The organism is Pseudomonas sp. AM4(2022) (assembly GCF_036346515.1).
Lineage (GTDB): Bacteria > Pseudomonadota > Gammaproteobacteria > Pseudomonadales > Pseudomonadaceae > Aquipseudomonas > Aquipseudomonas paracarnis.
The window spans coordinates 330,134-353,591 of the sequence record NZ_JAOTNW010000004.1; the positions used below are offsets into that span (position 1 = coordinate 330,134).

The 23,458-nt window shown below is 60.4% G+C and carries 22 protein-coding genes; 8 read left to right on the forward strand and 14 right to left on the reverse strand.

What is annotated here, in order from left to right; genetic code table 11:
- Positions 1-30: 30 nt before the first annotated feature.
- From ODQ19_RS08175 to puuE, 4 genes are all read right to left on the reverse strand, one after another.
- Positions 31-534, reverse strand: coding sequence for an ureidoglycolate lyase (locus ODQ19_RS08175; RefSeq protein ID WP_014719295.1), 504 nt, complete (start codon positions 532-534; stop codon positions 31-33).
- A 145-nt stretch (positions 535-679) separates the two neighbouring features.
- On the reverse strand, positions 680-1,675 hold the full coding sequence (alc, locus tag ODQ19_RS08180) for an allantoicase (protein ID WP_014719294.1): 996 nt from the start codon (positions 1,673-1,675) through the stop codon (positions 680-682).
- A 41-nt stretch (positions 1,676-1,716) separates the two neighbouring features.
- Entirely contained in the window at positions 1,717-2,232 is a 516-nt protein-coding gene (gene uraD, locus ODQ19_RS08185) for a 2-oxo-4-hydroxy-4-carboxy-5-ureidoimidazoline decarboxylase (RefSeq protein WP_330209761.1), read from the reverse strand.
- Positions 2,229-3,155 (reverse strand): allantoinase PuuE, encoded by a 927-nt coding sequence (gene puuE / locus ODQ19_RS08190; RefSeq protein ID WP_116667582.1) that lies wholly within the window; start codon positions 3,153-3,155, stop codon positions 2,229-2,231. Before puuE ends, uraD begins: the two co-directional genes overlap by 4 nt.
- A gap of 440 nt (positions 3,156-3,595) precedes the next feature.
- Here puuE and uraH point away from each other — a divergent pair, with 440 nt between their 5' ends.
- Both uraH and ODQ19_RS08200 read left to right on the forward strand, forming a co-directional pair.
- Positions 3,596-3,949, forward strand: coding sequence for a hydroxyisourate hydrolase (gene uraH / locus ODQ19_RS08195; protein WP_032896006.1), 354 nt, complete (start codon positions 3,596-3,598; stop codon positions 3,947-3,949).
- A 133-nt stretch (positions 3,950-4,082) separates the two neighbouring features.
- Complete coding sequence (locus ODQ19_RS08200) at positions 4,083-9,272, forward strand: dermonecrotic toxin domain-containing protein (RefSeq protein WP_330209762.1); 5,190 nt, start codon at positions 4,083-4,085, stop codon at positions 9,270-9,272.
- On the opposite strand, the gene ODQ19_RS08205 is transcribed toward ODQ19_RS08200, so the two are convergent.
- Both ODQ19_RS08205 and ODQ19_RS08210 read right to left on the reverse strand, forming a co-directional pair.
- A complete protein-coding gene (locus ODQ19_RS08205; protein WP_330209763.1) occupies positions 9,253-9,888 on the reverse strand; it encodes a LysE family translocator in 636 nt (211 codons plus the stop codon). The two genes, ODQ19_RS08200 and ODQ19_RS08205, sit on opposite strands and share 20 nt — an antisense overlap.
- Before the next feature lie 12 nt (positions 9,889-9,900).
- Complete coding sequence (locus ODQ19_RS08210) at positions 9,901-11,247, reverse strand: NCS2 family permease (protein WP_116667586.1); 1,347 nt, start codon at positions 11,245-11,247, stop codon at positions 9,901-9,903.
- 290 nt (positions 11,248-11,537) lie between these two features.
- Between ODQ19_RS08210 and ODQ19_RS08215 the strand changes: the two genes are divergently transcribed.
- On the forward strand, positions 11,538-12,140 hold the full coding sequence (locus tag ODQ19_RS08215) for a glutathione S-transferase family protein (RefSeq protein WP_116667610.1): 603 nt from the start codon (positions 11,538-11,540) through the stop codon (positions 12,138-12,140).
- Between the two features lie 9 nt (positions 12,141-12,149).
- Here ODQ19_RS08215 and ODQ19_RS08220 read toward each other — a convergent pair whose 3' ends face one another.
- A complete protein-coding gene (locus ODQ19_RS08220; protein ID WP_116667587.1) occupies positions 12,150-13,046 on the reverse strand; it encodes a LysR family transcriptional regulator in 897 nt (298 codons plus the stop codon).
- 125 nt (positions 13,047-13,171) lie between these two features.
- Between ODQ19_RS08220 and ODQ19_RS08225 the strand changes: the two genes are divergently transcribed.
- The 3 genes from ODQ19_RS08225 to ODQ19_RS08235 are packed head-to-tail and all read left to right on the forward strand — an operon-like array spanning position 13,172 to position 16,108.
- Positions 13,172-14,464, forward strand: coding sequence for a CitMHS family transporter (locus ODQ19_RS08225; RefSeq protein WP_330209764.1), 1,293 nt, complete (start codon positions 13,172-13,174; stop codon positions 14,462-14,464).
- Between the two features lies 1 nt (position 14,465).
- Positions 14,466-15,791 (forward strand): acyclic terpene utilization AtuA family protein, encoded by a 1,326-nt coding sequence (locus ODQ19_RS08230; RefSeq protein ID WP_330209765.1) that lies wholly within the window; start codon positions 14,466-14,468, stop codon positions 15,789-15,791.
- On the forward strand, positions 15,788-16,108 hold the full coding sequence (locus ODQ19_RS08235; protein WP_330209766.1) for an AtuA-related protein: 321 nt from the start codon (positions 15,788-15,790) through the stop codon (positions 16,106-16,108). Before ODQ19_RS08230 ends, ODQ19_RS08235 begins: the two co-directional genes overlap by 4 nt.
- Positions 16,109-16,250: 142 nt before the next feature.
- Here ODQ19_RS08235 and ODQ19_RS08240 read toward each other — a convergent pair whose 3' ends face one another.
- The 5 genes from ODQ19_RS08240 to ODQ19_RS08260 form a co-directional block, all read right to left on the reverse strand.
- The gene (locus ODQ19_RS08240) at positions 16,251-16,622 is read right to left on the reverse strand and encodes a glutathione S-transferase N-terminal domain-containing protein (RefSeq protein WP_116667591.1); all 372 of its coding nucleotides are present in this window, start codon (positions 16,620-16,622) and stop codon (positions 16,251-16,253) included.
- A gap of 101 nt (positions 16,623-16,723) precedes the next feature.
- Entirely contained in the window at positions 16,724-17,269 is a 546-nt protein-coding gene (gene folE, locus ODQ19_RS08245) for a GTP cyclohydrolase I FolE (RefSeq protein ID WP_003192797.1), read from the reverse strand.
- A 78-nt stretch (positions 17,270-17,347) separates the two neighbouring features.
- The gene (locus ODQ19_RS08250; protein WP_252949804.1) at positions 17,348-17,905 is read right to left on the reverse strand and encodes a Smr/MutS family protein; all 558 of its coding nucleotides are present in this window, start codon (positions 17,903-17,905) and stop codon (positions 17,348-17,350) included.
- Between the two features lie 75 nt (positions 17,906-17,980).
- The gene (locus ODQ19_RS08255) at positions 17,981-18,301 is read right to left on the reverse strand and encodes a hypothetical protein (RefSeq protein WP_020302242.1); all 321 of its coding nucleotides are present in this window, start codon (positions 18,299-18,301) and stop codon (positions 17,981-17,983) included.
- Between the two features lie 136 nt (positions 18,302-18,437).
- Positions 18,438-19,028 (reverse strand): cysteine hydrolase family protein, encoded by a 591-nt coding sequence (locus ODQ19_RS08260; RefSeq protein ID WP_014719280.1) that lies wholly within the window; start codon positions 19,026-19,028, stop codon positions 18,438-18,440.
- Between the two features lie 240 nt (positions 19,029-19,268).
- Between ODQ19_RS08260 and prmB the strand changes: the two genes are divergently transcribed.
- Complete coding sequence (gene prmB, locus ODQ19_RS08265; protein WP_047711471.1) at positions 19,269-20,177, forward strand: 50S ribosomal protein L3 N(5)-glutamine methyltransferase; 909 nt, start codon at positions 19,269-19,271, stop codon at positions 20,175-20,177.
- Between the two features lie 125 nt (positions 20,178-20,302).
- Here prmB and ODQ19_RS08270 read toward each other — a convergent pair whose 3' ends face one another.
- Complete coding sequence (locus tag ODQ19_RS08270) at positions 20,303-21,106, reverse strand: hypothetical protein (RefSeq protein ID WP_116667593.1); 804 nt, start codon at positions 21,104-21,106, stop codon at positions 20,303-20,305.
- Positions 21,107-21,205: 99 nt separating this feature from the next.
- On the reverse strand, positions 21,206-22,168 hold the full coding sequence (locus ODQ19_RS08275; RefSeq protein WP_116667594.1) for an alpha/beta hydrolase: 963 nt from the start codon (positions 22,166-22,168) through the stop codon (positions 21,206-21,208).
- A gap of 143 nt (positions 22,169-22,311) precedes the next feature.
- On the opposite strand from ODQ19_RS08275, the gene aroC reads away from it, so the two are divergent.
- Entirely contained in the window at positions 22,312-23,403 is a 1,092-nt protein-coding gene (gene aroC / locus ODQ19_RS08280; RefSeq protein WP_330209767.1) for a chorismate synthase, read from the forward strand.
- The last annotated feature ends 55 nt before the right edge of the window (positions 23,404-23,458 follow it).

The window sequence follows — 23,458 nt, forward strand, 5'->3', positions numbered from 1 at the left end:
ACCCTTGTTGTCGGGTGATCAGACCTTCTCTTATTGGTGGGGGGCGAGGATCAAACGCTCATCCTCTTTGAAAAAATGCTCATCGCAGTTATTGCCTGTGCCACTGCGATCAACCACCAGGAAGTCATCCCGCTTTTCGATCGTCAGCACCGGGTGGTGCCAGACGCCGCGATGGTAATTAATGCCCTGCCTGCCGTTGGTGACGAAGGCGCGGACCAAGCCTGATACAGGTTCATCGCCAAGTGGCGCGACCACGATCAGAAAGGGGTTGCCGAGCAGCGGAATGAACGCCTGGCTGCCCAGCGGGTGTCTCTCCAGCATGCACACGGTCAGCGGCATATCCTGCGCGTCGGCGCGGAAGATGCTGATGATGGCGTGGTCTTCCGGTTTCGCGGTGTCGACCGTGGCCAGTTTGTGAAAGCGCATGGTCGACCCGTTGTTGATCATGAAGTGATCGCTGCCATCGGTTTCGATAACGTCTCCGAAAGGGGCGAAGGCTTCTTTGGTCAGGGGTTCGATCATCAATGTGCGCATGGCTGTCTTCTTAATCTTGAGTTGTTATTGGATCTGTGTAGGAGCGAGCTTGCTCGCGAAAAACTCAAGGACACCGCGTGTATCCAGGATGGGCGCGTTATCGTTGACGATCTTCGCGAGCAAGCTCGCTCCTACAGTCTCAGCATTACTTCGATACCTTGCCCAATACGCGCAGGCGACTCACACCACCATCCGGGAACACATTCAAGCGGATGTGGGTAATCGGCCCCAGCGCCTTGATCTGCTCGGCGAAGGTGTGTTCGGCGTGCATTTCCAACTTCTGCGCCGGCAGCAGTTCGCGCCAGAACAGCGACTGGGTTTCGATCTGGCTGTCGGTGCCGCCTTTTACGAAGGCGCCCTGGATCGAGCAGGTGTCCGGGTAGTTGCCCTTGAAGTGCAGGGTGTCGACCACGATTTTCTCGATCTCGCCCGGGTGGCCCAGGGCGACGATCACCCAGTCATTGCCTGGCGTGCGACGACGTGCGGTTTCCCAGCCATCGCCCATGTTGATGCCACGGCCCGGGTTGAGGATGTTGCTCATGCGGCCGAAGTGTTCATCGGAGCAGGCCAGGGCACGGCCGCCATTGAGCGCGGCAGCCAGGTCGACCTGTTCGTTGTCGCCCACCGAAGACCAATCGCGGAACGGCACGCCGTACACACGCAGACGGGCAACGCCGCCATCCGGGTAGATGTTGAAGCGCAGGTGGCTGAACGCCTGGTCGTTGTTGATCTCGTGGTAGTGGTGGCTGTTGCCTTGCAGCTCGACGGCTGACAGTACTTCCACCCACTGGGTGTTGGCATCCGGCTCGCCCGAGGCCAGGAAGCAGGCTTCCAGGGAGGCCGACGGCGGGAAGTTGCCGGTGAAGAATGACGTGTCGATGTCTACGCCTTTGATCGAGCCCGGTACGCCCAGGCGGATCACTGCACTGTCGTAGCCTTCGAAGCGCTTGCGGCGTGACTCCCAGCCGTCCATCCACTTGCCGTTGTCATCGAAAACGCCCTCCTTCCACACGGCCGGGGTCGGCTGGAACAGGCGGTTGGCGTCAGCGAACCAGTCATCGGTCACCGAGATGATCTTGGTGCCCAGGCGGGCGTCGGCCAGGTTGACGAACTTCTCGAAAGGTACGGCGTAAGCTTTCATTCTTCTTGTCTGCCTTAGATAGAGTGGCTGGGGATGGACTGCTAGAGGGGCAGTAAGCGGAACAACGCGATCTTGTTGATCTCGTCCAGCGCGCACTTGAACTCAGCGTCTGCAGAGTTGTGGATGCGCGTTTCGAACGCGGCGAGGATCTGATGCCGGTTGCTGCCTTTTACCGCCATGATGAAGGGAAACTTGAACTTGGCTTTGTAGGCCTCATTCAGCTCGGTGAAGCGAGAAAACTCTTCGGCCGTGCATTGGTGAATACCCGCGCCTGCTTGTTCATCGGTGCTGGCTTGGGTCAGTTGGCCCTGGACGGCCGCACGGCCTGCCAGGTCCGGGTGAGCGTTGATCAGGGCCAGTTGACTGGCATGATCGGCGCTCAACAGGATATCGCTCATGCGCTGGTGCAGGGTTTCGATCTGGTCGATCGACGCGTCCTGGCCCAGGTCGAAGGCCTTTTCGGCCACCCATGGCGAATGTTCGTAGATATCGGCAAAGGCCTGGACGAAGGCGTCGCGGCTCAAGGTCGAAGGTTTCAGGGTCTGGAACGCAGTCATTTCGCCGCTCCCGGGAAAGGGTGGGTTTGGTGCCAGTGCCGGGCGATGTCCACGCGGCGGGTGAACCACACCTGGTCATGGCCTTTGACGTATTCAATGAAGCGCTTGAGCGAGGCCAGGCGTGCCGGGCGACCGATCAGACGGCAATGCAGGCCGATCGATAACATCTTCGGCGCTTCGGCGCCTTCGGCATACAGCACGTCGAAGGCATCCTTGAGGTACTCGAAAAAGTCATCGCCCTTGTTGAAACCCTGCACCTGGGTGAAGCGCATGTCGTTGGTGTCCAGGGTATAGGGGATCACCAGGTGCGGCTTGCCGTTGGGGGTGTTGGGTTCCCAGTAGGGCAGGTCGTCGTCGTACGTGTCGCAGTCGTACAGGAAGCCACCTTCCTCCATCACCAGGCGACGGGTGTTGGGGCCGGTGCGGCCGGTGTACCAGCCCAGCGGGCGTTCACCGGTGAGTTCGGTGAGGATGCGGATGGCTTCGAGCATGTGCTCGCGCTCCTGGGCCTCGTCCATGTACTGGTAGTCGATCCAGCGGTAGCCGTGGCTGCAGATCTCGTGGCCGGCGGCGACCATGGCGCGGATTACATCCGGATGACGCTGGGCAGCCATGGCCACGGCGAAGATGGTCAGCGGGATGTCGAATTCTTTGAACAACTTGAGGATGCGCCACACCCCGGCACGGCTGCCGTATTCGTACAGCGACTCCATGCTCATGTTGCGCTCGCCTTGTAGCGGCTGGGCCGAGACCATTTCCGAAAGGAAGGCTTCAGACTCTTTGTCGCCATGCAAAATGTTGCGCTCGCCGCCTTCTTCGTAGTTGAGGACGAACGATAGCGCAATGCGTGCGTTGCCCGGCCAGTGGGGGTGAGGAGGGTTACTGCCGTAACCGATCAGGTCGCGTGGGTAGTCAGCGCTCACTGCAGTCTTCCTTCTTGTTCGTGGTAGCTAGGTGTGTGGCGGCCGGGCAGTGGAAAGACTGGGTGGCGTCACAGCGATGAGTGATTGTATACAACTTATCGCAAACTTTGTAAGCCTGCATTTCTGCATTTTTTCTGAACGGTCTCTCTAAAGGTCACTGCAAGAAACTTGCCTGAGTGGTCAGGTTAAAATGAAAAAGCCCACTGTAGGAGCGAGCTTGCTCGCGAAAACCCTGAGGGCGCCACTTTTCATTCTGAGAGCCTGCGTCATCGTTGGCGTTTTTCGCGAGCCAGCTCGCTCCTACAGGGGGTTGAAGCGCTGTGAAATTTATTGTGTACAATTTTTTATAAAAGTGTCTTAATCAGCCATCGCCGGCTTTTTCAGTGCCCTGAAAGAGTGCGGGTTTCTCTATGACTGACTTCGGGAGGCGCATAAAAGCCATGGGACGTTTGACCACACACGTTTTGGACGCCGCGCACGGCTGCCCTGGCAGCGCTATCAAGGTTGAGCTGTACCGCGTCGAAGGCGCGCAGCTTGAGCTTGTCGCTACCGCCACCACCAACAGCGATGGCCGTTGCGACGCACCGCTGCTGCAAGGCGACGACTACCGCAGCGGTGTGTACCAACTGCAGTTCAGCGCCGGTGATTACTACCGTGCCCGTGGCGTGCAGTTGCCAGAGCCGGCTTTTCTGGACGTAGTGGTACTGCGCTTTGGCATCAGTGCCGAACAGGACCATTACCATGTGCCCCTGCTGATCTCGCCTTACAGCTACTCCACTTATCGCGGTAGCTGAGTCGTCACCTCGCTTCATACCCCCAAATGCTCTTCGTTGGTTTCGCCCGCGCACACTGCGGGCTTTTTTTCGACCTTCAACTATGTAATCCCAACGGATTCCTCCAGCGGCCTAGTATTTCTTTTCAGAAAAAATGGACCTGGATATGGGACCCGAACCCTTGCTATCGGCTGATGCTCAACTGCGCAGCACCTTCTTGCTTGACCGCCTCAACGCTACCGTCACATCCAGCCGCCAACTCAATGAGCTTTACCTCGCCCACGCACGGTGCGAAAAGCAAGTGCATTTGCTGAAACGGATGCAGGTTCGCGCGCCACGTATCAGTCGCCTGATTCGCCAGACCTTGCGCGACACCTTTCAGATGGACCCCGATTCTTTGTTGCTCAATGTGCCCTTGTCCCCTGACGCACCACCCTGGCGCCTCAGCCTGACCGATACGGTGATGCGTTTGCTGGCTGAGCGCGCCTGCGTACACGAGGGCAGGCTGAGTGCACAGACGTGTGAGTCCGGGCAACTGGCCGACGAGGCTTTGAGCCGGGTGCTGAAGGTGGATCTATTGGCGCGCATTAAGTCTTCGGCACCGGCGTTCTGGCAAGTGTTGGCTGCAGATCGATTCGGAACGCGCGAGGATTACTGGTGCGAGTTGTACCACGCGTCAATCGGCGATCAGGCGCTGCTCGCTCACGGACTCAACCAGTTATCCGATGATGGACTAGCAATGGTCATGACGATGGTCGAGGCGCCGACTGCCGAGAAGCGTGCACGGGCGGGAGGCCGGCGTGCCGGCCTGCGGGTGGCGCAAGTGGTGTGCCCTGGCCAGTCCGGAGCCAAGATTCCCTTCAGTGGCGCGCTGCATTTGTACTACGAAGCGGACTCTGCTCACACCCAACAGGTGCTGTTCTTGCCGGGCTTGGAACCGCTGTTTTATGAGTTCGACACGCAACGGGCCTGGCAGAGCCGCTTCCCTGAACTGGTGGCTGCGCAGGCGAACTCATTGTGGCCGTTGCTGGCTGTGCGCAGGCGACATGAATTACCCACCATCACCGCATCCTCCTCGCTGCCCATGGCGGCAGGGCAGTTGGGCCCGCTGATCGATTGCCATGCGCTCGAGCACAGCGCCAAGGCGCTCTTGCACGTGCAGTGGGACAACGAAATGGCAACCTTGCTGGATATCAACACTGCTTATCTGTTTCCGAGCGATGCGATCAAAGGCGGTCACATGCGACCGGTAGAGCGTCTATTGCAGGTGGAGCAGGCACGGGGGCTGCTGCGTGTGCCGACAGGGTTGAATTCGGTGCTGGCGCAATTGTTGACTCGCGACCAACACGAGCGGCATTCGCAAATCAGCTTCGCCAGCCTGTCCCACAGCCTGCCATTACGTACTCGCGAGCAGAAACAGCGGCAGTATGAACGGGCGCTGGTACGTTTGCTCGACGACAAGAAACCGAGTGAGGAAAGTGCGGACTATAAGGCGGTCGCTGCCTTGCACAAGCAATGGTTGGAGCAACGTCAGCGGTGCTCGACCTTGCTCGAAGGTCATGAACATCGATTGGATGATGAGGCGTTTTGGGTGGGCCCTGTCAACGGTGTGCCGAACCGTCAGGCACGCTTGCTGGCGGCGCGTGGTGCGGCCTTGATCAGCGAGGCGCAGCTGATGCACCGGCTTGAGTTCATTGACGAGAAGCTGTTGGCGCGTGTCAGCGCGATAGTGGAGAAACCGCTGCAAGCGCGTGGCCCTGAGGAGGGCAGAGTGTTGTCTGTGGTGCTGGGAGGGGGGGCGCAACCAATCTTCCCGTTGCTGGGCGCGTTCGTGGTGACGAGTGCCCAAACCCAGGCCCATGGGGCGGTGTTGTTCTACATGCCGGGCCCAGAGGGTGGGCTGCAACGTTTCAGATCCCTGGCGGTTCTGACGCGGTGTTTGCAGGCCAGTTTCCTGGCGCGTGAATTGAGCCCGCTGTGGCAATGCATCGGGCGTGCCGAGCGTAATGCCGCGCGCAGTTGGGTCCGTTGCCTGCCACAAGGTCAGCCACTCACACTGTGCTTCGCGGAGATCAGTGGCGATGTGCTATTGGCCGGCCTCAAGGAGCAGCTCAAGGGTTTCGCTGCTGCACGACAGAAGATTGTGGCGGGCGAGCGGGTGTTTACCGAGGTCAGCGACGCCACATTGGCAACGAATCTCTTGGTGGCCGAGGTTGCCCAAAGCCTGCAGGTCCCGGCTCACGATGTCAGGGAGGTGGCCTTGAACAACCTGCAAATGGTCATGGCGAGCGCCAAGCTGGCAGCCAAAATGCCGGCCTGGTACGCCCAGGTGCCGGCATCAAGCAGCAGGCAGCACGCGCTGCTGGTCAATCGCCAGCATCGCAGTGTGCTGAACCTGCAGCGCCAACTGGTGGGTGCCCTTGGGAATGTGGAGCACTTCGCCCGTCCACTGCTGAACCAGCAGTTGACCCTGGATGGTTTCTACCCTGAGTTGGATATCGACCAGCCACTGTTCGACATTCCTGATGATGTGAGCAGCGTCTGGGTCGGCCATCCAGAGCGTTCTGTGGGTGAGTCAGGACCGAAAACCGTGGTCAGTAAAGAGCGCACTACTTTCAGCTTTTTGCAGCTCGCGCTGACTAACCTCGACCCCGAAGCGCCCTGGACCGCCTGGCGTCTGAAACGCATGCGGCTGCTCGTCCCTGCCTGGAAAACGCGTTTGAGCGTGGACTATCTGATCAAGACTATCGCGGCCCTGGATATTGGAGGCCAGTATGATCGAAAAATCCTCAGCGTTTGCTACGGTGAGGGCGATATCGCGCATGCTGCCACCGAATCGCCCTTGCACCATGAGCTGTTGCGCAGGCCTGTACGACACCAGGCTAAAATAGACCTGATCGGCGCCCAACAGCTCAAGCTGAGCGAGTGGGGGCAAAAGCTGTTCAGACGCGCAATGGCGACACAGCTTGGCGCACCCTCGCCACTGCGCCTGTGTTTCCTCAGGATCGAGGCGGTGACCGTGCCTTGGGCGCGTCATGTTGCCGGGATGGTGGTGATTCAGGACCCTCAGGTGCAGCGCTGTGTTTTTTACTGGCCCGCTGCAATGGGTTACCCGACACTCTCGGAGCACGTCAGCCCCGACGCCTTGCTTGATGCATTGACGAAGCACTGGCAGGCGCAAGAGAACATTGCTGAGCTTGCGCAATGCATTGCTCCCGGGTCAGAGACGCAAGCACTCGCCAGTTACCCAGGCGGGATCGTCCCCGTGATAACGCCCAAAACGCTCTGGCGCAGTATGTTGGAGCAACTGGGGAGGTTTGTCTTGACGGAGGTTATTGAGCCTAAGGGGGTGTCCATTGCCCGGTATCTGTATCGCTGGTTTAAAACCAAGCGGGTATTTCCGGCCACGGCCTCCAGCGAAATTGAATTGGAGATCCGTGAACAACAGGAGTCTATGCCTGCGCAATGGTTGGGTATCACGCAAACTGATGCATCCAGTATGCTCACAGCGCTGGCCCACGCACAGGTGCTGCGAGTGCAGCGTCAGGGGCACGCCGAGTCGAATTCCCAGGCGTCTCTGGAGGTTTATCGTCTATGGCGACATGCCGAGCAAAAGACTCAAACGATCAAAGGGCTGTTGTCCATGGTCCCCTTCGTGTCCATAGGCGTACTGCTGCATGATGTTCTGCTGACCGCGCGACGCTTCTATCAAAGTGGCGAGGCTGACGATGGCCTTGACCTGGCGATTGCCATTCATCAGTTGGTGCTGGATGTAGCCCTGACGTTCGCTCCGTTCAAGGGCGGATCAATCGCTAAACCGGTGAAGCACGTCACCGTAAAACCGATGAGTGTGGCCTTCAAACAATTGCATCGACGCCAGCATGTTCACAGCAAGTTGTCGTTGCGGCCGCCTTCATCCCCCATGACCTTCAAGGGCCTGGAATCTTACAAACTATCTGGGCTGGCAAGTGATGCGATTGAATTGAAAGGGCCGGTCAACAAAGGCTCTTTGCTTAAAAGCGGCGAACAGTTCATTACCGACGCCAAGGGCGAACGCTACCCGGTGTATCAGCGCGATGGCGAACGGCAACTGCGCTTCAAGAACTCGAAAACACCTGGGGAAAATGAACTGATTTTGAACATCGAGGAGCCGCGCCAGTGGCTGTTGGGGGCCGATGCTCCCGAGCCACAGCCGGGGCCAAGCTCAAGGGTCACGCCATTCTGGCAGCAAACACTGCCCCCCTCGAAGGTTCCGGTCAGTTGGATGCCGCCGCCCGTTGCGTCGGCAGAGCAACTGGGCAGGCGTGCGCACAATCTGACGAGCGCCTGGCGGGACTGGGGCCAACCGCAGGGTTCGCGCAAGGCGGTGGAGATTGCGCCGCACCGCAAAGTGTTTACGATCGAAGAGGTCAGCCAGCCGGCCCTTAAAGTGGGCGAGCGGTTTTATGAAACCCTGCCCAGTGGCTCGCAGGCTCATCCCGACGCGGTTTTTCTCAAGCCGCCAGGATCCCTGATCGACAGTATCGACAGTATCGTTATGCGGCTGGGGGACGATACCACGCCTCAACCCGTGTTGTTCACCTATGGTGAGGACCTGCGCTGGACCGCCAGAGAATCGCTGTTCAGTGAGCCATTGTCAGCCTCGATCAGCGCCAGGTTCCCGGACCTCACACCTTCCAGCGCAAGGTATGCGGCGCGCAGGTTGGTCGAATTGGCTGATCCCGGTGAACCCGCACTGACGAGCACGCGCTTGTTGAGGCTTCGCGCAACCCTGGACGAGTGGAGGCTTGAGGGGCCAGGGCAAACAGCTCGAACGGATGACTTGATGAGAATGTTGCGACCTATGCGGCCGCGTAAACTGACCAGTCTGTATGCGGGCGTAGACGGGCAGGTTGGCGGTTTCGAGCGCATGGATTTCAACCTCCCGTCAACGTTTGACCGTTCACTGTTCGTCAAACACAAAGGTCAGAAGGCGGTAACCACACAACGGGTGATCGCTAGCCTCGACGAGGTCAGCCGGATTCTGCAGCTACAAGGGTTTGACGTAGAACGCTTGAATCTTGCCTATGCGCCTCGTTACCCCCACCTTTTAGCGACACATCCAGCCTCCAATAAGCTCTATTACGTCGCGCCCCGATGGCTGGACGGAAAAAGCATACCTATGAAGTTGGGCAGTGAGCGGCTGCTTTCCAACGACTGGTTCTTGAATAAAAGCCAGGTGTATCCAGCGTTATATCGGCGAGTCATGGAGGCGTCGAACGAGGGCCGGTTGGTCAAGCTGATCGCGGGCGTCCAGAACGTTAATCCGCCCACGATCTACTTCATCAGGCCAGGGGAGCTTTGATTAATGATGCAATGCCGGCACCGCCGAACAGTGCGGCGCTGATGCGGTTGAACCAGCTCTGGCCCGAACCGCTGCGCAAATACCGTGCGGCGCCATGGGCCCCCGAGCCATAGGCCAATTTGCACAGCAGGTCGAGTACCGTCCAAGTGGCAATCATGATCAGCAATTGCGGCAGGAACGGCTGTTGGCTGCTGAGAAATTGCGGCAGGAAGGCGGCGAAGAACAGGATGTCCTTGGGATTACTGGCACCCAGTACGAATGCTCGCCCAAACAACGCGCGAAAGCGCGGTACAGGCGGCGTTTTTGGGACTTCGGTGCCTTCGCTCGGCAGGCGCGATTGCTGCCAGCTCTGCCAGGCGAGGTAAAACAGGTAGGCCGCGCCGACGATTTTCAGGGCACTGAACAGCTGTTCCGAGGCCAGCAACACGGCCCCCAGACCCAAGGCCGAAGCACTCAACAGGCAGAGCGACGCAAACACTCCGCCCAAAAACGCCGGGTACGAGCGGCGCAGGCCGTAGTTGAGGCTGTTGCTGATCATCAGCAGCGACAGTGGCCCTGGAATCAGGATCACGATCAATGCAGTCCCACTGAACAGCAGCCAGGTATCCAGGTTCATCATTTGCTCCTTTTATAAAAATATGAATTTCGCAATGAAAATCGCGCACAACACCCACAGGCTGACAGAAATCTCGCGGTACTTGCCGGTGCCGGCCTTGAGCGCCACATAGGTGATAAAGCCCAGAGCGATCCCGTCGGCGACCGAGAACGTCAGCGGCATCATGATGGCAGTGACGATCGCCGGAATGCTGTCGGTAGCTTCATCCCAATTGATATGGGCCATGCTCGCCATCATCAGCATCGCTACATAAATCAGCGCGCCCGCCGTTGCGTAGGCGGGAATCATGCCGGCCAGCGGCGCAAAAAACATCGCCGCCACGAACAGCACGCCCACGGTCACAGCAGTCAAACCCGTACGACCGCCCGCAGCCACACCGGCGGCACTTTCTACATAGCTGGTCACCGGCGGTACACCGACCATGGCGCCGAACACACTGGACGCACTGTCAGCCTTCAATGCGCGAGACAGGTTGTCGATCTTGCCATCGGCATTCACCAGTCCTGCGCGTTGCGCAACGCCCATCAGTGTACCGGCAGTGTCGAACATGTGTACAAAAAGAAAGGCAAATACCACGCTGATCATGCTCACATTGAACACACCCATCACGTCCATTGCCATCCAGGTCGGTGCCAGGCTCGGTGGGGTGGCAAGAATGCCGTTGTAGTGCACCAGGCCCAGGCCCCAGCCGGCCAGGGTCACGGCGATGATGCTGATCAGGATGGCGCCGAAGACGCGGTGATAGCTGAGGATGGCGATCAACAGGAAACACACGGCCGCCAGCAGCGGTGCCGGCTCGTGCAGAGAACCGAGTTTTATCAGCGTGGCCGGGCTGTCGACGATGATGCCGGCGGTTTTCAGGCCGATCACCCCCAGGAACAAGCCCACGCCGGCGCCCATGGCGTGGCGCAGGCTGACCGGAATGCTGTTGAGCAGCCATTCGCGGATGCGCGACAGCGTCAGGATCATGAACAGCACGCCGGAAATAAAAACCGCGCCGAGGGCGGTTTCCCAGGTGTAACCCATGGTGCCGACCACGGTGTAGGTGAAAAACGCATTCAAGCCCATGCCCGGCGCCAGGCCCACCGGCCAGTTGGCGTACAGGCCCATCAGCAGGCAACCCAGCGCCGCCGCGATGCAGGTGGCGACGAAGGCCGCGCCGTGATCGATACCGGCATCGGCCATGATGTTGGGGTTGACGAAGATGATGTAGGCCATGGTGATAAAGGTGGTGAGGCCGGCGATCAGCTCGGTCTTCACTGTGGTGCCATGCAAGCGTAGTTTGAACAGGCGTTCCAGCCAACCGCCTCGGGGCGCGGCCAGGTCCAACGTAGGGGCTTCGGTTTTGCGGCTATCCACAGCGAGTACTCCTCAATCGTTTTATTGTTATTTCCAGCGCCGGTCACATGAGTGGGCAACAGCGCTTTGAGGTACTGGCGGGTTTGTTGACCAAAAGGTCAGGAACTCGCACGAAGCGAATTATGCTTTTGTATACAAATAAAGCAAATAATGTTTTCGATTGTCTCGGCGAAAAGGGATGAATGGCCCAGGCCAAGGGATTTATTCTGCGCGACGCCTTGAAACAAGCCTTCGATACCCGCACCTTGTGGGCGCAAGCATTCGGTCAGCGCGGCGAAAAGGGGAGCCCCATGTACAAGGTTTATGGCGATTACAAGTCGGGCAATTGCTACAAGGTCAAATTGATGCTCAATCTGTTGGGCATTCCGTATGAATGGATCGATATCGATATCCTCAAGGGCGATACCCAGACCCCGGCGTTCCTGGCCAAGAACCCCAATGGCAAGGTCCCGGTATTGGAGCTCGAAGACGGCACCTGCCTGTGGGAGTCCAACGCGATTCTCAACTTCCTCGCCGATGGCAGCGAATTCCTGCCGACCGAACCGCGCCTGCGTACCCAGGTATTGCAGTGGCAGTTTTTCGAGCAGTACAGCCATGAGCCTTACATTGCGGTGGCGCGGTTTATTCAGTTTTACCTGAACATGCCCGAGGATCGGCTGGAAGAATACAAGACCACCCACAAAGGCGGTTACAAGGCCTTGAGAGTGATGGAGCGTCAGCTTCAAGCCACGCCTTATTTAGTGGGCGAGCAGTTTTCCATTGCCGATATTGCGTTGTATGCCTACACCCATGTGGCCCATGAAGGCGGCTTTGACCTGACGCCGTATCCGGCGGTGCAGGCGTGGTTGCAGCGCGTGGCCAGTTATCCTGGGCATGTGCCGATGCTCGACTGACTCCCACATTTAGCGCGGCGGCGTGTCAGGCAGTGCTTTGTTGAGCAGTTCAAAGCAGCGCTGCGCCGCCGGGCTCAAGCCCATCCCGCTACGGCTGATCAGCCCGATCTCCCGATTCACCCCGGGATGATCGATGCTGATCCGCTGCAAACCCTCCAGGCTATCCGCCGCTGACTCCGGCAGCACACTGACGCCCAATCCCTGGCGCACCAAGGCCAACACGGTCGACATGTAATTGGCCTCCATGCCGGCGTTCAGCGTCAGCCGGGTCTCATCGAACAGCGTATCGACTTGCTCGCGCACACTGCTGTCGCGTCCGGTCAGGATAATCGGCTGGTCTGCCAGTTGCTCCAAAGTCAACTGACGATGGCGGGCGAGCGCATGACCCGATGGCACAAACGCGCACAAACGATCATTCAGTACGGGGACGAAGTCCAGGCCGTGGCTCAGGCGGGCGCGCACGCCGATGCCGAAATCCACATCGCCGTTGCGGACCTTTGCATGAATGCGCTGGGCCACCAGGTCATGCAGGCGCACTTCGATGCCGGCGAAGCGTTCGCGAAACAGGCGCAAGGCCGGGGGCAGGGCGCCTGCGCAGACTGAGGGCAGGGCGGCGATGGTTACCACGCCGCGGCGCAAGGCGGCGAGGTCGCGTGAGCCGGTGACGATGTTGTCCAGGTCCAGCAGCAGTTTTTCCATGGGCCCACGCGCATCCTGGCCTGCGGCGGTAATGCTTACGTGGCGAGGGCTGCGGTCGAGCAAGGCGACGCCGAGCCAGTCTTCCAGTTGCTGCACCTGCACCGTGAGCGCCGACGGCGATAGATGCAACTCGTTGGCCGCCTTGGTGAAGCTGCCCGTACGGACGACAGCGAGGAAGGCTTGAATGTGCTGGATGCTGTTTTTCATGAGCGTCGCTTCATTTTGTTTTTCCGAACACTGGTGGCTGAATATTGCAATTTACAAAGCCTAGCGCGATTCCAATACTCCAGGGAAAACAATAACCGGCCAACCAGGCCGCCCTGGAGTAACCCATGCTCGCAACCCTGGGTGTCATCACCATCCTGTGCCTGCTCGCTGCCGTCATGAGCAAACGCCTCTCGCCGCTGGTGGCCTTGATCGCCTTGCCGATCATTGCCGCGCTGATCGGTGGATTCGGCCTGCAAACCAGCGCCTTCATCATTACCGGTATCAAGAACGTCGCCCCTGTGGTTGGCATGTTTGTGTTCGCGATCCTGTTTTTCGGGATCATGACCGATGCGGGCATGCTCGATCCCATCATTGATCGCATCCTGCGTACGGTCGGGACGCGTCCTACACGGATTGTGGTGGGTACCGCGACCCTGGCGTTGCTGGTGCATCTGGACGGCTCTGGCGCGGTGACCTTTCTGGTGACGGTGCCGGCGATGCTGCCGCTGTATACGCGGTTGGGCATCGATAAACGCATCCTCGCCTGCGTGTGTGCGATGGCCGCCGGGGTCAACTTCCTGCCCTGGACCGGCCCGGTGCTGCGCTCGTCGGCGGCGCTGCATGTGCCGGTGGCCGACCTGTTCCAGCCATTGATCCCGGTGCAGATCGTCGGGCTGATCTTTGTCTTCGCCTGCGCCTGGTGGCTGGGCCATCGCGAAGAAAAGCGCCTGGGCCTGGGCGCCGGTTCCAGCGTGGAGGCGGTGCCGCAACGAGTGCTCAGCGATGACGACATCACGCTGCGTCGTCCACGGTTGTTCTGGGTCAACCTGATGCTGACCGTGCTGGTGATGGTGGTGATGATCGCCGGCTGGGTCGACCCGGTGGTGATGTTCATGCTCGGCACCGTGGTTGCGTTGTGCATCAACTACCCCAACGTGGACGCCCAGCGTGCGCGCATCGACGCCCATGCGAAAACCGCGCTGACCATGGCCAGTATCCTGCTCGCCGCCGGGGTGTTCACCGGCATCATGCAAGGCACCGGCATGCTCAAGGCCATCGCCGAAGTGGCGGTGGCGCAGATACCGGCGGGCCACGGCAAGTTGATCCCGGCCGTCGTGGGCTTTTTGTCCATGCCCATGAGCATGTTGTTTGACCCCGATTCCTACTATTTCGGCGTGATGCCGGTGATCGCCGAAGTCGGCAAGGCCCTGGGCGTCGACCCGCTTCAGGTGGCCCAGGCTTCGTTGCTGGGCGTGCATACCACCGGCTTCCCGGTCAGCCCGCTGACCCCTGCGACCTTCCTGCTGGTGGGCCTGTGCAAGATCGAACTGGCCGATCACCAGCGCTTCACCATTCCTTTCCTGTTTGCCGCCTCGGTATTGATGACCCTGACGGCGTTGCTCCTGGGAGTGATTTGACATGAACACCTTGCGCATCGGGTCCGGCGCCGGCTACTCCGGCGACCGTATAGAACCTGCCGTGGAACTGGCCGAACACGGCGACCTGGATTACCTGGTCTTCGAATGCCTGGCCGAACGCACCATCGCCCTGGCGCAACAGGCGCGTATCAGCGACCCGCAAGGCGGTTATGACCCGCTGCTGGCTGAGCGCATGCATCGTGTCTTGCCTTTTGTAGGGCAGGGTGCGGGGCGTCGCCGCCTGCGCGTGATCACCAACATGGGCGCGGCCAACCCGCTGGCGGCGGCCAGTGAAGTACGGCGCATTGCCGGCGAGCTGGGCCTGGGCCTCAAGGTCGTGGCGGTGGTCGGGGATGACGTGCTGCATACCTTGTCTGCCGAGCAGTTGCTGGATAACGGCCAGACCGTAGGCGCATTGGGTGAGCGGCTGATTTCTGCCAATGCCTACTTGGGCGTGGAGGGCATTGTTCAAGCGTTGCGCGCCGACGCCGATGTGGTGATCACCGGGCGCGTGGCCGACCCTTCGCTGTTCCTGGCGCCGCAGATGTTCGAGTTTGGCTGGGCCTTCGATGATTGGCAACGATTGGGCCGGGGCACGTTGGTGGGGCATTTGCTTGAGTGCGCGGGGCAGGTCAGTGGCGGTTATTTCGCCGATCCAGGCTTCAAGGATGTGGAGGACTTGGCGCGCCTGGGCTTTCCCCTGGCAGAGATCGACGCCGACGGCAATGCAGTGATCACCAAGGTGGCAGGCTCGGGTGGGCGGGTCAGCCGCGCGACCTGCGCCGAACAACTGATTTATGAAGTTCACGACCCGGCAGCCTATTTGACCCCGGATGTGACGGCCGATTTTTCCCAGGTGGGGTTTGTCGAGGAGGGCGTGGACCGGGTGCGCGCTGAGGGGGCGAGCGGGCGTGCTCGGCCTGAACAACTGAAGGTCAGCGTCGGTTATCTGGACGGTTGGATTGGTGAAGGGCAGATGTCTTACGGCGGTCCCGGTGCTGTCGCACGGGCTGAGTTGGCGCGGGAAGTGGTACTCAAGCGTCTGGCGTTGATCGGCGTCAACATGCAGGACCTGCGTGCCGAGTTGATCGGCATGGATTCATTGCACGGCCTACGCAGCAGCGTCGAGCCTTGGGAAGTGCGCCTGCGGGTTGCCGCCCGTTGTGACGAGCGCAGCGACGCCGTGCGGGTTGGCAATGAAGTGGAGACCCTCTACACCAACGGCCCGGCCGGCGGCGGTGGGGCGAGCAAGAGCGTGCGTCAAGTGGTGGCGGTGGCGTCGTTGTTGTTGCCCCGTGAAGCGGTCAAACCGAGGATTGAAGAATGAAACTGCACAGGCTGGCCCATTCCCGCACCGGGGATAAGGGCGACACGTCGAACATCTCGATCATTGCCTATCGCGCGCAAGACTACCCATTGCTGTGCGAACAGCTGACGGCCGAGCGCGTCACGGAATTTTTCAAGGATTTGCTCGAACCGCTGGCGGCCCCGGTTCGGCGTTACGAATTGCCGAACGTGCAGGCACTTAACTTCGTGTTGCCGGGCATTTTGCGTGGCGGCGTGACCCGCTCGCTGGCGCTGGATGCCCATGGCAAGTGCCTGGGCTCGGCACTGCTGGATCTCGACCTGACAACACCGACCTGATTTCTGTAGGAGCGAGCTTGCTCGCGAAAAACGTCAACGATAACGCGGGCGGCCTGAATAAACGCGGTGCCTGTGAGTTTTTCGCGAGCAAGCTCGCTCCTACAGTAAGGCAAGCCAGCTCCTACATTGACCGCAGCGGGCTTCAGATTGCGGCGAAGCGCTTGTCCAGGTAGTCGATGATCACCTTGGAGTCATACATCCAGGTGGTCTGGCCGTTCTCTTCGATGCGCAGGCACGGCACTTTGATCTTGCCACCTTGCTCCAGCAGGGTCTGGCGGTCCTGTTCGTTGTTCTTCGCGTCCTTCAAGGCGACCGGCACATTCAGGCGGTGCAGGGTACGGCGGGTCTTCACGCAGAACGGGCAGGCGTGGAACTGATACAGGGTCAGGTCCCTGGCCGCAGCATTGACCTTGGCCTGTTGCTCGGCCGAGCGTTGTTTTTTACGTGGGCGGGTAAGAAAGTCGCCCGCGATGATGACGTGGCCGAGGCCCACTCGAAGTGCTTTGACGAACATGGCTGAAACCTCTTGCCCATGACTGAGGGGCCGCAGCTTACCTGATTTCTGCAGGCGAAAAAAAACCGGCGATGAACGCCGGTTTTTTCCTGCCTGGCCGGTTACTTGATCAGGCTGAGAAATTCGCTGCGGGTGGCCGCGTTCTCGCGGAACTCACCCAGCATCACCGAGGTGATCATCGACGAATTCTGTTTCTCGACACCGCGCATCATCATGCACATGTGCTTGGCCTCGATCACCACGGCCACGCCCAGGGCGCCTGTCACTTCCAACACGGCATCGGCGATCTGGCGGCTGAGGTTTTCCTGGATCTGCAGGCGGCGCGCATACATATCGACAATGCGTGCGACCTTCGACAGGCCCAGCACTTTGCCGCTCGGGATATACGCCACGTGGGCCTTGCCGATAAACGGCAACAGGTGGTGCTCGCACAACGAGTACAGCTCGATGTCCTTGACCAGCACCATTTCGCTGTTGTCAGAGCTGAACAAGGCACCGTTGGTGACTTCTTCGAGTGTCTGTTCATAACCGCGGCAGAGGTACTGCATTGCCTTGGCGGCACGCTTTGGCGTGTCGAGCAGGCCCTCGCGGGACACGTCCTCGCCGAGTTGGCCGAGAATCTCTGTGTAATTCTGTTCCAGGGACATGAAACTACCTGTGGGATTTTCGCAAAGCGCAAGGTTACGGTGGCGGACACATCGCTGCAAGCCTGGCGATGGCACTTGTTACTCGTCGCGCCCTTCCATCATGGTGCGCTTGAGCATCACATACACCGCGCCGGCACCGCCGTGGCGGGCCTGGCAGGAGGTAAAACCGAGCACCTGGGCATGCTGGCGCAGCCAGGTATTGACGTGACTCTTGATCATCGGCCGCTTGCCGTCCAACCGCACGGCCTTGCCGTGGGTGACGCGTACGCAGCGGATTTCGAATTTAGTCGCTTCGGCCAGGAAGGCCCAGAGGGTTTCCCGGGCTTTTTCCACGGTCATGCCGTGCAGGTCGAGGCTGCCCTCGAACGGGATCTGGCCGGCCTTGAGCTTGCGCATCTGGCTTTCCTGCACGCCGTCGCGGGCCCACATCAGTTCATCTTCGGGGCCGACGTCGATCACGAACTGGTCCGACAGGCCATCCACGGTGGTGGCATCGGTGCGCACGGTCGCGGCCTGGCGCAGTTTGGCGATCTGCGCCCGGTCAGTCTTGGGTTTGCCGGTGTCGGCGCGGTCGTGCTTGATCGGCTTGACGCCGCGCAGCTCGTTTTTGAACAGGAAAAAATCATCGTCTTGCATGTCAGCCTCCGCGAAGGGCGGGCAGTTTACCTAAATCGCGGCGGCCAGGGCGCAGGAAACGCTATCCAAGCGCCATCAGTCGTGCTTTTTCATCAGGTGAGAGGCGATATTCAACGACAGCGGCTGGCGCATTTTCCGGCGGCTGCGACGCCACAGCCACACGCCCAGCCACAGCACCAGCAAGCCGATGCCCAGCAGGAGTGCCGAGCCGCCCGGGCTGGCATTCAGTTCGCCGAGTGCCGGCGAATGCCCAAACAGGCCGGCGCCACCAGCGCCCGCCAACAACAAGCCTACTATCGCCAGCAACGCGGCAATGCACGCTACCAGGCGCAGACGCCAATTGCTCGGGCCCTTGGGGCGCAAGCGACGAGCATCAAAACCATCGGATATCTTCATTCCGACCTTTCCTCCAGGGTATCGGCCCTTCGACCGGAAGATACACAGGTTGTTCCGGGGGGAGAGGTAAATGCGCCAAATGAAAGGGCTTTGCGGATGAGCGGAGCAATAAACACACCGCTCACCGCCAGCAGGATCAGATCAAGTCTTTGGCCAGCGCCAGGGTGGCGAAGTTGTCTGCCATGATGGCCATTTCGGTTTGCTGCACATGCTCGGCGCTCAGGATACCGCCCTTGTAGGGCAGGTCGCGGGTGGCGCAGGCGTCTTCCACCAGGGTGCAGCGAAAGCCCAGGTTCTTGGCCGCGCGCACGGTGGTGCTGACGCTGGAGTGGCTCATGAAACCGCAGACGATCAGGTCCAGGGAGCCGAGGTCTTGCAGGTGTTTTTCCAGGCCGGTGCCATGGAAGGCGCTGGGCAGTAGTTTGCCGATGATGGTTTCGTCACCCTCAGGCTCAAGGCCCGGAATGAATTCGCCGCGCTCGCCCTGAGGGTCAAACAGGCCGCCCACGGTGCCCAGGTGGCGCACATGCACAATCGGGCGCCCGGCGCTGCGCGCTGCGGTCACAAGCTGCTTGATGTTCTCTACCGCCGCGTCCATGCCCGAGAGGGCGAGCGGGCCGCTGAGGTATTCTTTCTGGGCGTCGATGATCACCAGGGTCGCATGATTGAGGTTGGCTGCTGCGTAACCGCGACCGCTGAGTTGAAACATCGTCTTTGGAACGGACATTCTGGGGCTCCTGTGAGTGGGGCTTTTGCGACATTGTCCACTGGCTGAGCGCTTCTGTGAATCGCTACCATCGTAAGGTACGCCGTTGCTGGCGTGCAGCCATGTCAAGAGGCAGGCCTGTTTAACACAATGCGGGCAAATTGGATGAAAACCGACGTACGGCGCCAGGTTTTTCGTACATCGTCGGTACAGGTGAAGGCTGTTAGAATCGCCAGTCGTTTTTTCCAGGAGCTTGCCCCCGTGATCACTTCCCGCCTGCGCACCTTGCGCGACCATATCCGTTGGGCTGTCAGCCGTTTCCATGGGGAAGACCTGTTTTTTGGCCATGGCACCGACAATGCCTGGGACGAAGCCCGGCAATTGGTGCTGGGCGCCTTGCACCTACCGTGGGAAATCGCCGACAGCTATTTGGATTGCAACCTGGAAGAAGAGGAAATCTCCCACGTGCAGCGCTTGCTGCATCGCCGTATCCATGAGCGAGTGCCCACGGCCTACCTGTTGAACGAGGCCTGGTTTTGCGGCATGTCGTTTATCGTCGATGAGCGCGTGTTGATCCCGCGTTCACCCATCGGCGAGCTGATCGAAGACCGCTTCGAACCCTGGTTGGCCCAGCCGCCGGCACGCATCCTCGACCTGTGCACCGGCTCCGGTTGCATCGGCATCGCCTGTGCCTACGAATTCCCGGAGGCCGAAGTGGTGCTGGGAGACCTGTCGTTCGAAGCCCTGGAAGTGGCGAACCAGAATATCGAGCGCCATGGCGTCGACGAACGGGTCTACACCGTGCAGGGCGATGGTTTTGACGGGCTACCCGGCCAGCGTTTCGACCTCATTGTGTCGAACCCGCCCTACGTGGATGCCGAAGATTTCGCCGACATGCCCGACGAATACCAGCACGAACCGGAACTGGGCCTGGCCTGCGGTGACGACGGCCTGAACCTGGTACGCCGGATGCTGGCTGAAGCGGCGGACCACCTGACCGAGAAGGGCTTGCTGATTGTCGAAGTGGGCAACAGCCAGGTGCATGTCGAGGCGCTGTACCCAGAAGTGGACTTCGCCTGGCTGGACTTCAAGCGCGGTGGGCATGGGGTGTTCATGTTGACGGCTGAACAGTGCCGTGCGCATCAGGCAGTATTTGCCGCCCGGGTCTAACTGCACAAGCGCGGTCAATGTGGGAGCTGGCTTGCCTGCGAAGGTATCGACTCGGTGTGCCTGAATCACCGCGTTGACTGGATCGCAGGCAAGCCAGCTCCCACATTGGAGCGTATTTCACTCTGTTAACGGTGCGTGGCAATCCAGATCAACAACCCCGCCTGAAACACCGTAAACGCCACCAGGCAGGTGATGGTAAAGCGCAGCCCGCTGTCCTCACGCTTGAACTTGGTGACTTTCTCCTCTTCCTTGCGCAGCTTCACTTCCTGCTCCGCCAGGTTCTGCTCGGCCTGTTGCAGCATCTGCGCGGCTTCCAGGATCTCTACGAACTGCACTTTCTCAGTGTTCCAACTGTCCAGCACGTCGCTGACCTTGCCGGGTTGCACATTGCCCTTGAGGTGCTGCACATCGGCGTAGGCCACGTCGAAACCCTGGATACGCAGGAAGTGATCGCGGCGCAGGCGCGTGGCTTCGTTGAGGGCGTCCTTGTTGGCCAGGTCCACCCCGTCGACGCGGTAGTGGGACCACTTCTTCTTCGCCCAGGCGGCGCCTTGGGCCACCAGGAAGCGCCCGATACCGCGGTTGGCCGGCTCGATTTCCAAGCTGTTGCCGGGCCCGAAGTGCACGCGGTGTTTATCGTGATCGACCCAGATATCCAGGTGGTTCTGCTCGCGCCGTACTCGCTGGCCCGGTAACTGGATGACCATGCGCAACAGGCTGTGGTGTTTGTCATGACGCTCGGCATAGCCGAACTGCACAAAGCGCAATGGCCGTGCGCCGGTCGCGCGGTCGGTGGCCAGCGGGGCCAGGCGTAGCATCTTGAAATGTTCGGCGTGAACGTCGGCCCACGGCAGGGCCGCTGCGGCGCCAACTTCGGTTGCAGCCGGGGTCTCGGCGGTAGATTCGGGTGTTGTTTCGGTGGTTGTCATGCGGCGCGATCCTGTCCAAGCCCTGCGAGCCGACAGTCTTTTTACTGTCGACTCTGGACTTATCGGCCGTTTTTCCCAGGACTGGAGGCCAATTGCCGCTTAACGGGGTTGAAGTCCTTCGATAAAGCTGACGATACGTTGGCCCAGCTCCGCAGCCAGCGGCAGTTTCGGGTCATTGTAGGAGGCCAGTTGCTGCTTCACGTTATTGGGTACGATGCGCATCACGTGGTTCATGCCTTCGATCACCGTCAACTGCGCGTCGGGCTTGGCCTGCTTCAGTTGCCGGGCATCACCTACGCCAACCTGGATATCGTTGGTGCCCTGGATAATCAGCGCAGGCATGCCCAAGCGCGCAAAGGCGGCCGACGGATCGGCGCGGAACAGGCTGATCAGATACGGCTGCACGCTGGGCCGGAAAATACCCTCCAGTGGGCGCGGCACGTCGGCGTCCACCTGGCCGGCCTTGAGATGATCGAGTATTTCATTGCTGCGCAGCAGCAGGGCAGGGGGCAAGTGATCGGCCAGTTGCTGACGGATCACCTGGTCCACTGGGCGGGCGCTGCCAGACAAGGAAATGACCCCGGCCGGTTCAAGTTGCGGCGCGGCGAGGGCCGCGACCAGCGCGCCCTCACTGTGGCCCAGCACGATCAGCGGGCCCATGCGCGTGTCGGCCTTGAGCAACTTGCCCCAGGCCACGGCGTCGGCCACATAGGCCTCCAGGGTCAGGTTGCGCTCATCCGGCGTGGCCGCCAGGCTTGCGGCCACGCCGCGCTTGTCGTAGCGCACGCTGGCGATGTTATGCCGGGCCAGTACCCAGGCCAGGCGCTTGAGGCTGTCATTGCGCGCGCCGTCGGCGCTGTTGCCGTTGCGGTCGGTGGGGCCGGAGCCGGCGATGATCAGCACCACCGGCACCGGTTTATCCGATTGCGGCAACAGCAGAGAGCCAAAGAGTTGGCCGCTGCCGGTGTCCAGGCTGATCGGGCGTTGCAAGACGACAGGGGAGGCGGCCTGGGCCACGGCGGTGAATAGGGTGAGGGTGAACAGCAGAACTCGCAGCATCATAGCGCCATCATTGGAGAGGTGCCGGTTGGACCAACGTCTACCGGTAAGGTTTCGAGGATGAACTAGTCGGTTAGCCTGCGTATACTGGCCGCCTTAAGTTATTACGGTTGACTTGATTCAACTGATTTCACGGAGCGCCCTGCATGTCCGGCAATACCTTCGGCAAGCTGTTCACTGTCACCACCGCGGGCGAAAGCCATGGCCCGGCGTTGGTCGCCATTGTCGACGGCTGCCCGCCAGGCCTGGAGCTGAGCCTGGACGACCTGCAGCGCGACCTCGACCGCCGCAAGCCCGGCACCAGCCGCCACACCACCCAGCGCCAGGAACCGGACGAAGTCGAAATCCTCTCCGGAGTGTTCGAAGGCCGCACCACGGGCTGTGCCATTGGCCTGTTGATTCGCAACACCGACCAGAAGTCCAAGGACTACTCGGCGATCAAGGACCTGTTCCGCCCGGCCCATGCCGACTACACCTACCACCACAAATACGGCGAACGCGACTACCGTGGCGGTGGCCGCAGCTCGGCGCGTGAAACCGCCATGCGCGTGGCCGCCGGCGCCATCGCCAAGAAATACCTGGCCACCCAGGGCATCGTCATCCGTGGCTACATGAGCCAGTTGGGCCCGATTGAAATCCCGTTCAAGACCTGGGACAGCGTCGAAGACAACGCCTTCTTCTGCCCCGACCCGGATAAGGTGCCGGAACTGGAAGCCTACATGGACCAGTTGCGCCGCGACCAGGACTCGGTCGGCGCGAAGATCACCGTCGTGGCCGAAGGCGTGAAGCCGGGCCTGGGCGAGCCGATCTTTGATCGCCTCGACGCCGAACTGGCCCATGCGCTGATGAGCATCAACGCGGTGAAAGGCGTGGAAATCGGCGCCGGGTTCGCCTGCGTATCCCAACGCGGTACCGAGCATCGCGATGAGATGACCCCTGAAGGTTTCCTCAGCAACAACGCGGGCGGCATCCTCGGCGGTATTTCTTCCGGCCAGCCGATCGTGGCGCACCTGGCGCTCAAGGCCACGTCGAGCATCACCACGCCAGGCCGTTCGATCGATGTGCACGGCAACCCGGTGGACGTGATCACCAAGGGCCGCCACGACCCGTGCGTCGGCATCCGTGCCACACCGATTGCCGAAGCCATGATGGCCATCGTGCTGATGGACCACCTGCTGCGCAACCGCGGGCAGAATGCCGATGTGCGCGTGATCACACCGGTACTGGGCCAGCTGTGATCGCCGCCGGCAAGCGAGCGAGCTTGTTGTGGCGAGCGAGCTTGCTCGCGCTGGG

Bases quoted from the DNA above. Each gene is read 5' to 3' on its own strand.
- ODQ19_RS08200 (WP_330209762.1), top strand. From the start codon at position 4,083: ATGGACCTGGATATGGGACCCGAACCCTTGCTATCGGCTGATGCTCAA.
- ODQ19_RS08220 (WP_116667587.1), bottom strand. From the start codon at position 13,046: ATGAAAAACAGCATCCAGCACATTCAAGCCTTCCTCGCTGTCGTCCGT.
- ODQ19_RS08205 (WP_330209763.1), bottom strand. From the start codon at position 9,888: ATGAACCTGGATACCTGGCTGCTGTTCAGTGGGACTGCATTGATCGTG.
- ODQ19_RS08250 (WP_252949804.1), bottom strand. From the start codon at position 17,905: ATGCAAGACGATGATTTTTTCCTGTTCAAAAACGAGCTGCGCGGCGTC.
- ODQ19_RS08270 (WP_116667593.1), bottom strand. From the start codon at position 21,106: ATGACAACCACCGAAACAACACCCGAATCTACCGCCGAGACCCCGGCT.
- ODQ19_RS08275 (WP_116667594.1), bottom strand. From the start codon at position 22,168: ATGATGCTGCGAGTTCTGCTGTTCACCCTCACCCTATTCACCGCCGTG.
- ODQ19_RS08215 (WP_116667610.1), top strand. From the start codon at position 11,538: ATGTACAAGGTTTATGGCGATTACAAGTCGGGCAATTGCTACAAGGTC.
- folE (WP_003192797.1), bottom strand. From the start codon at position 17,269: ATGTCCCTGGAACAGAATTACACAGAGATTCTCGGCCAACTCGGCGAG.
- uraD (WP_330209761.1), bottom strand. From the start codon at position 2,232: ATGACTGCGTTCCAGACCCTGAAACCTTCGACCTTGAGCCGCGACGCC.
- ODQ19_RS08230 (WP_330209765.1), top strand. From the start codon at position 14,466: ATGAACACCTTGCGCATCGGGTCCGGCGCCGGCTACTCCGGCGACCGT.
- ODQ19_RS08260 (WP_014719280.1), bottom strand. From the start codon at position 19,028: ATGTCCGTTCCAAAGACGATGTTTCAACTCAGCGGTCGCGGTTACGCA.
- ODQ19_RS08255 (WP_020302242.1), bottom strand. From the start codon at position 18,301: ATGAAGATATCCGATGGTTTTGATGCTCGTCGCTTGCGCCCCAAGGGC.
- ODQ19_RS08240 (WP_116667591.1), bottom strand. From the start codon at position 16,622: ATGTTCGTCAAAGCACTTCGAGTGGGCCTCGGCCACGTCATCATCGCG.
- ODQ19_RS08225 (WP_330209764.1), top strand. From the start codon at position 13,172: ATGCTCGCAACCCTGGGTGTCATCACCATCCTGTGCCTGCTCGCTGCC.
- ODQ19_RS08235 (WP_330209766.1), top strand. From the start codon at position 15,788: ATGAAACTGCACAGGCTGGCCCATTCCCGCACCGGGGATAAGGGCGAC.
- aroC (WP_330209767.1), top strand. From the start codon at position 22,312: ATGTCCGGCAATACCTTCGGCAAGCTGTTCACTGTCACCACCGCGGGC.
- ODQ19_RS08175 (WP_014719295.1), bottom strand. From the start codon at position 534: ATGCGCACATTGATGATCGAACCCCTGACCAAAGAAGCCTTCGCCCCT.
- uraH (WP_032896006.1), top strand. From the start codon at position 3,596: ATGGGACGTTTGACCACACACGTTTTGGACGCCGCGCACGGCTGCCCT.
- alc (WP_014719294.1), bottom strand. From the start codon at position 1,675: ATGAAAGCTTACGCCGTACCTTTCGAGAAGTTCGTCAACCTGGCCGAC.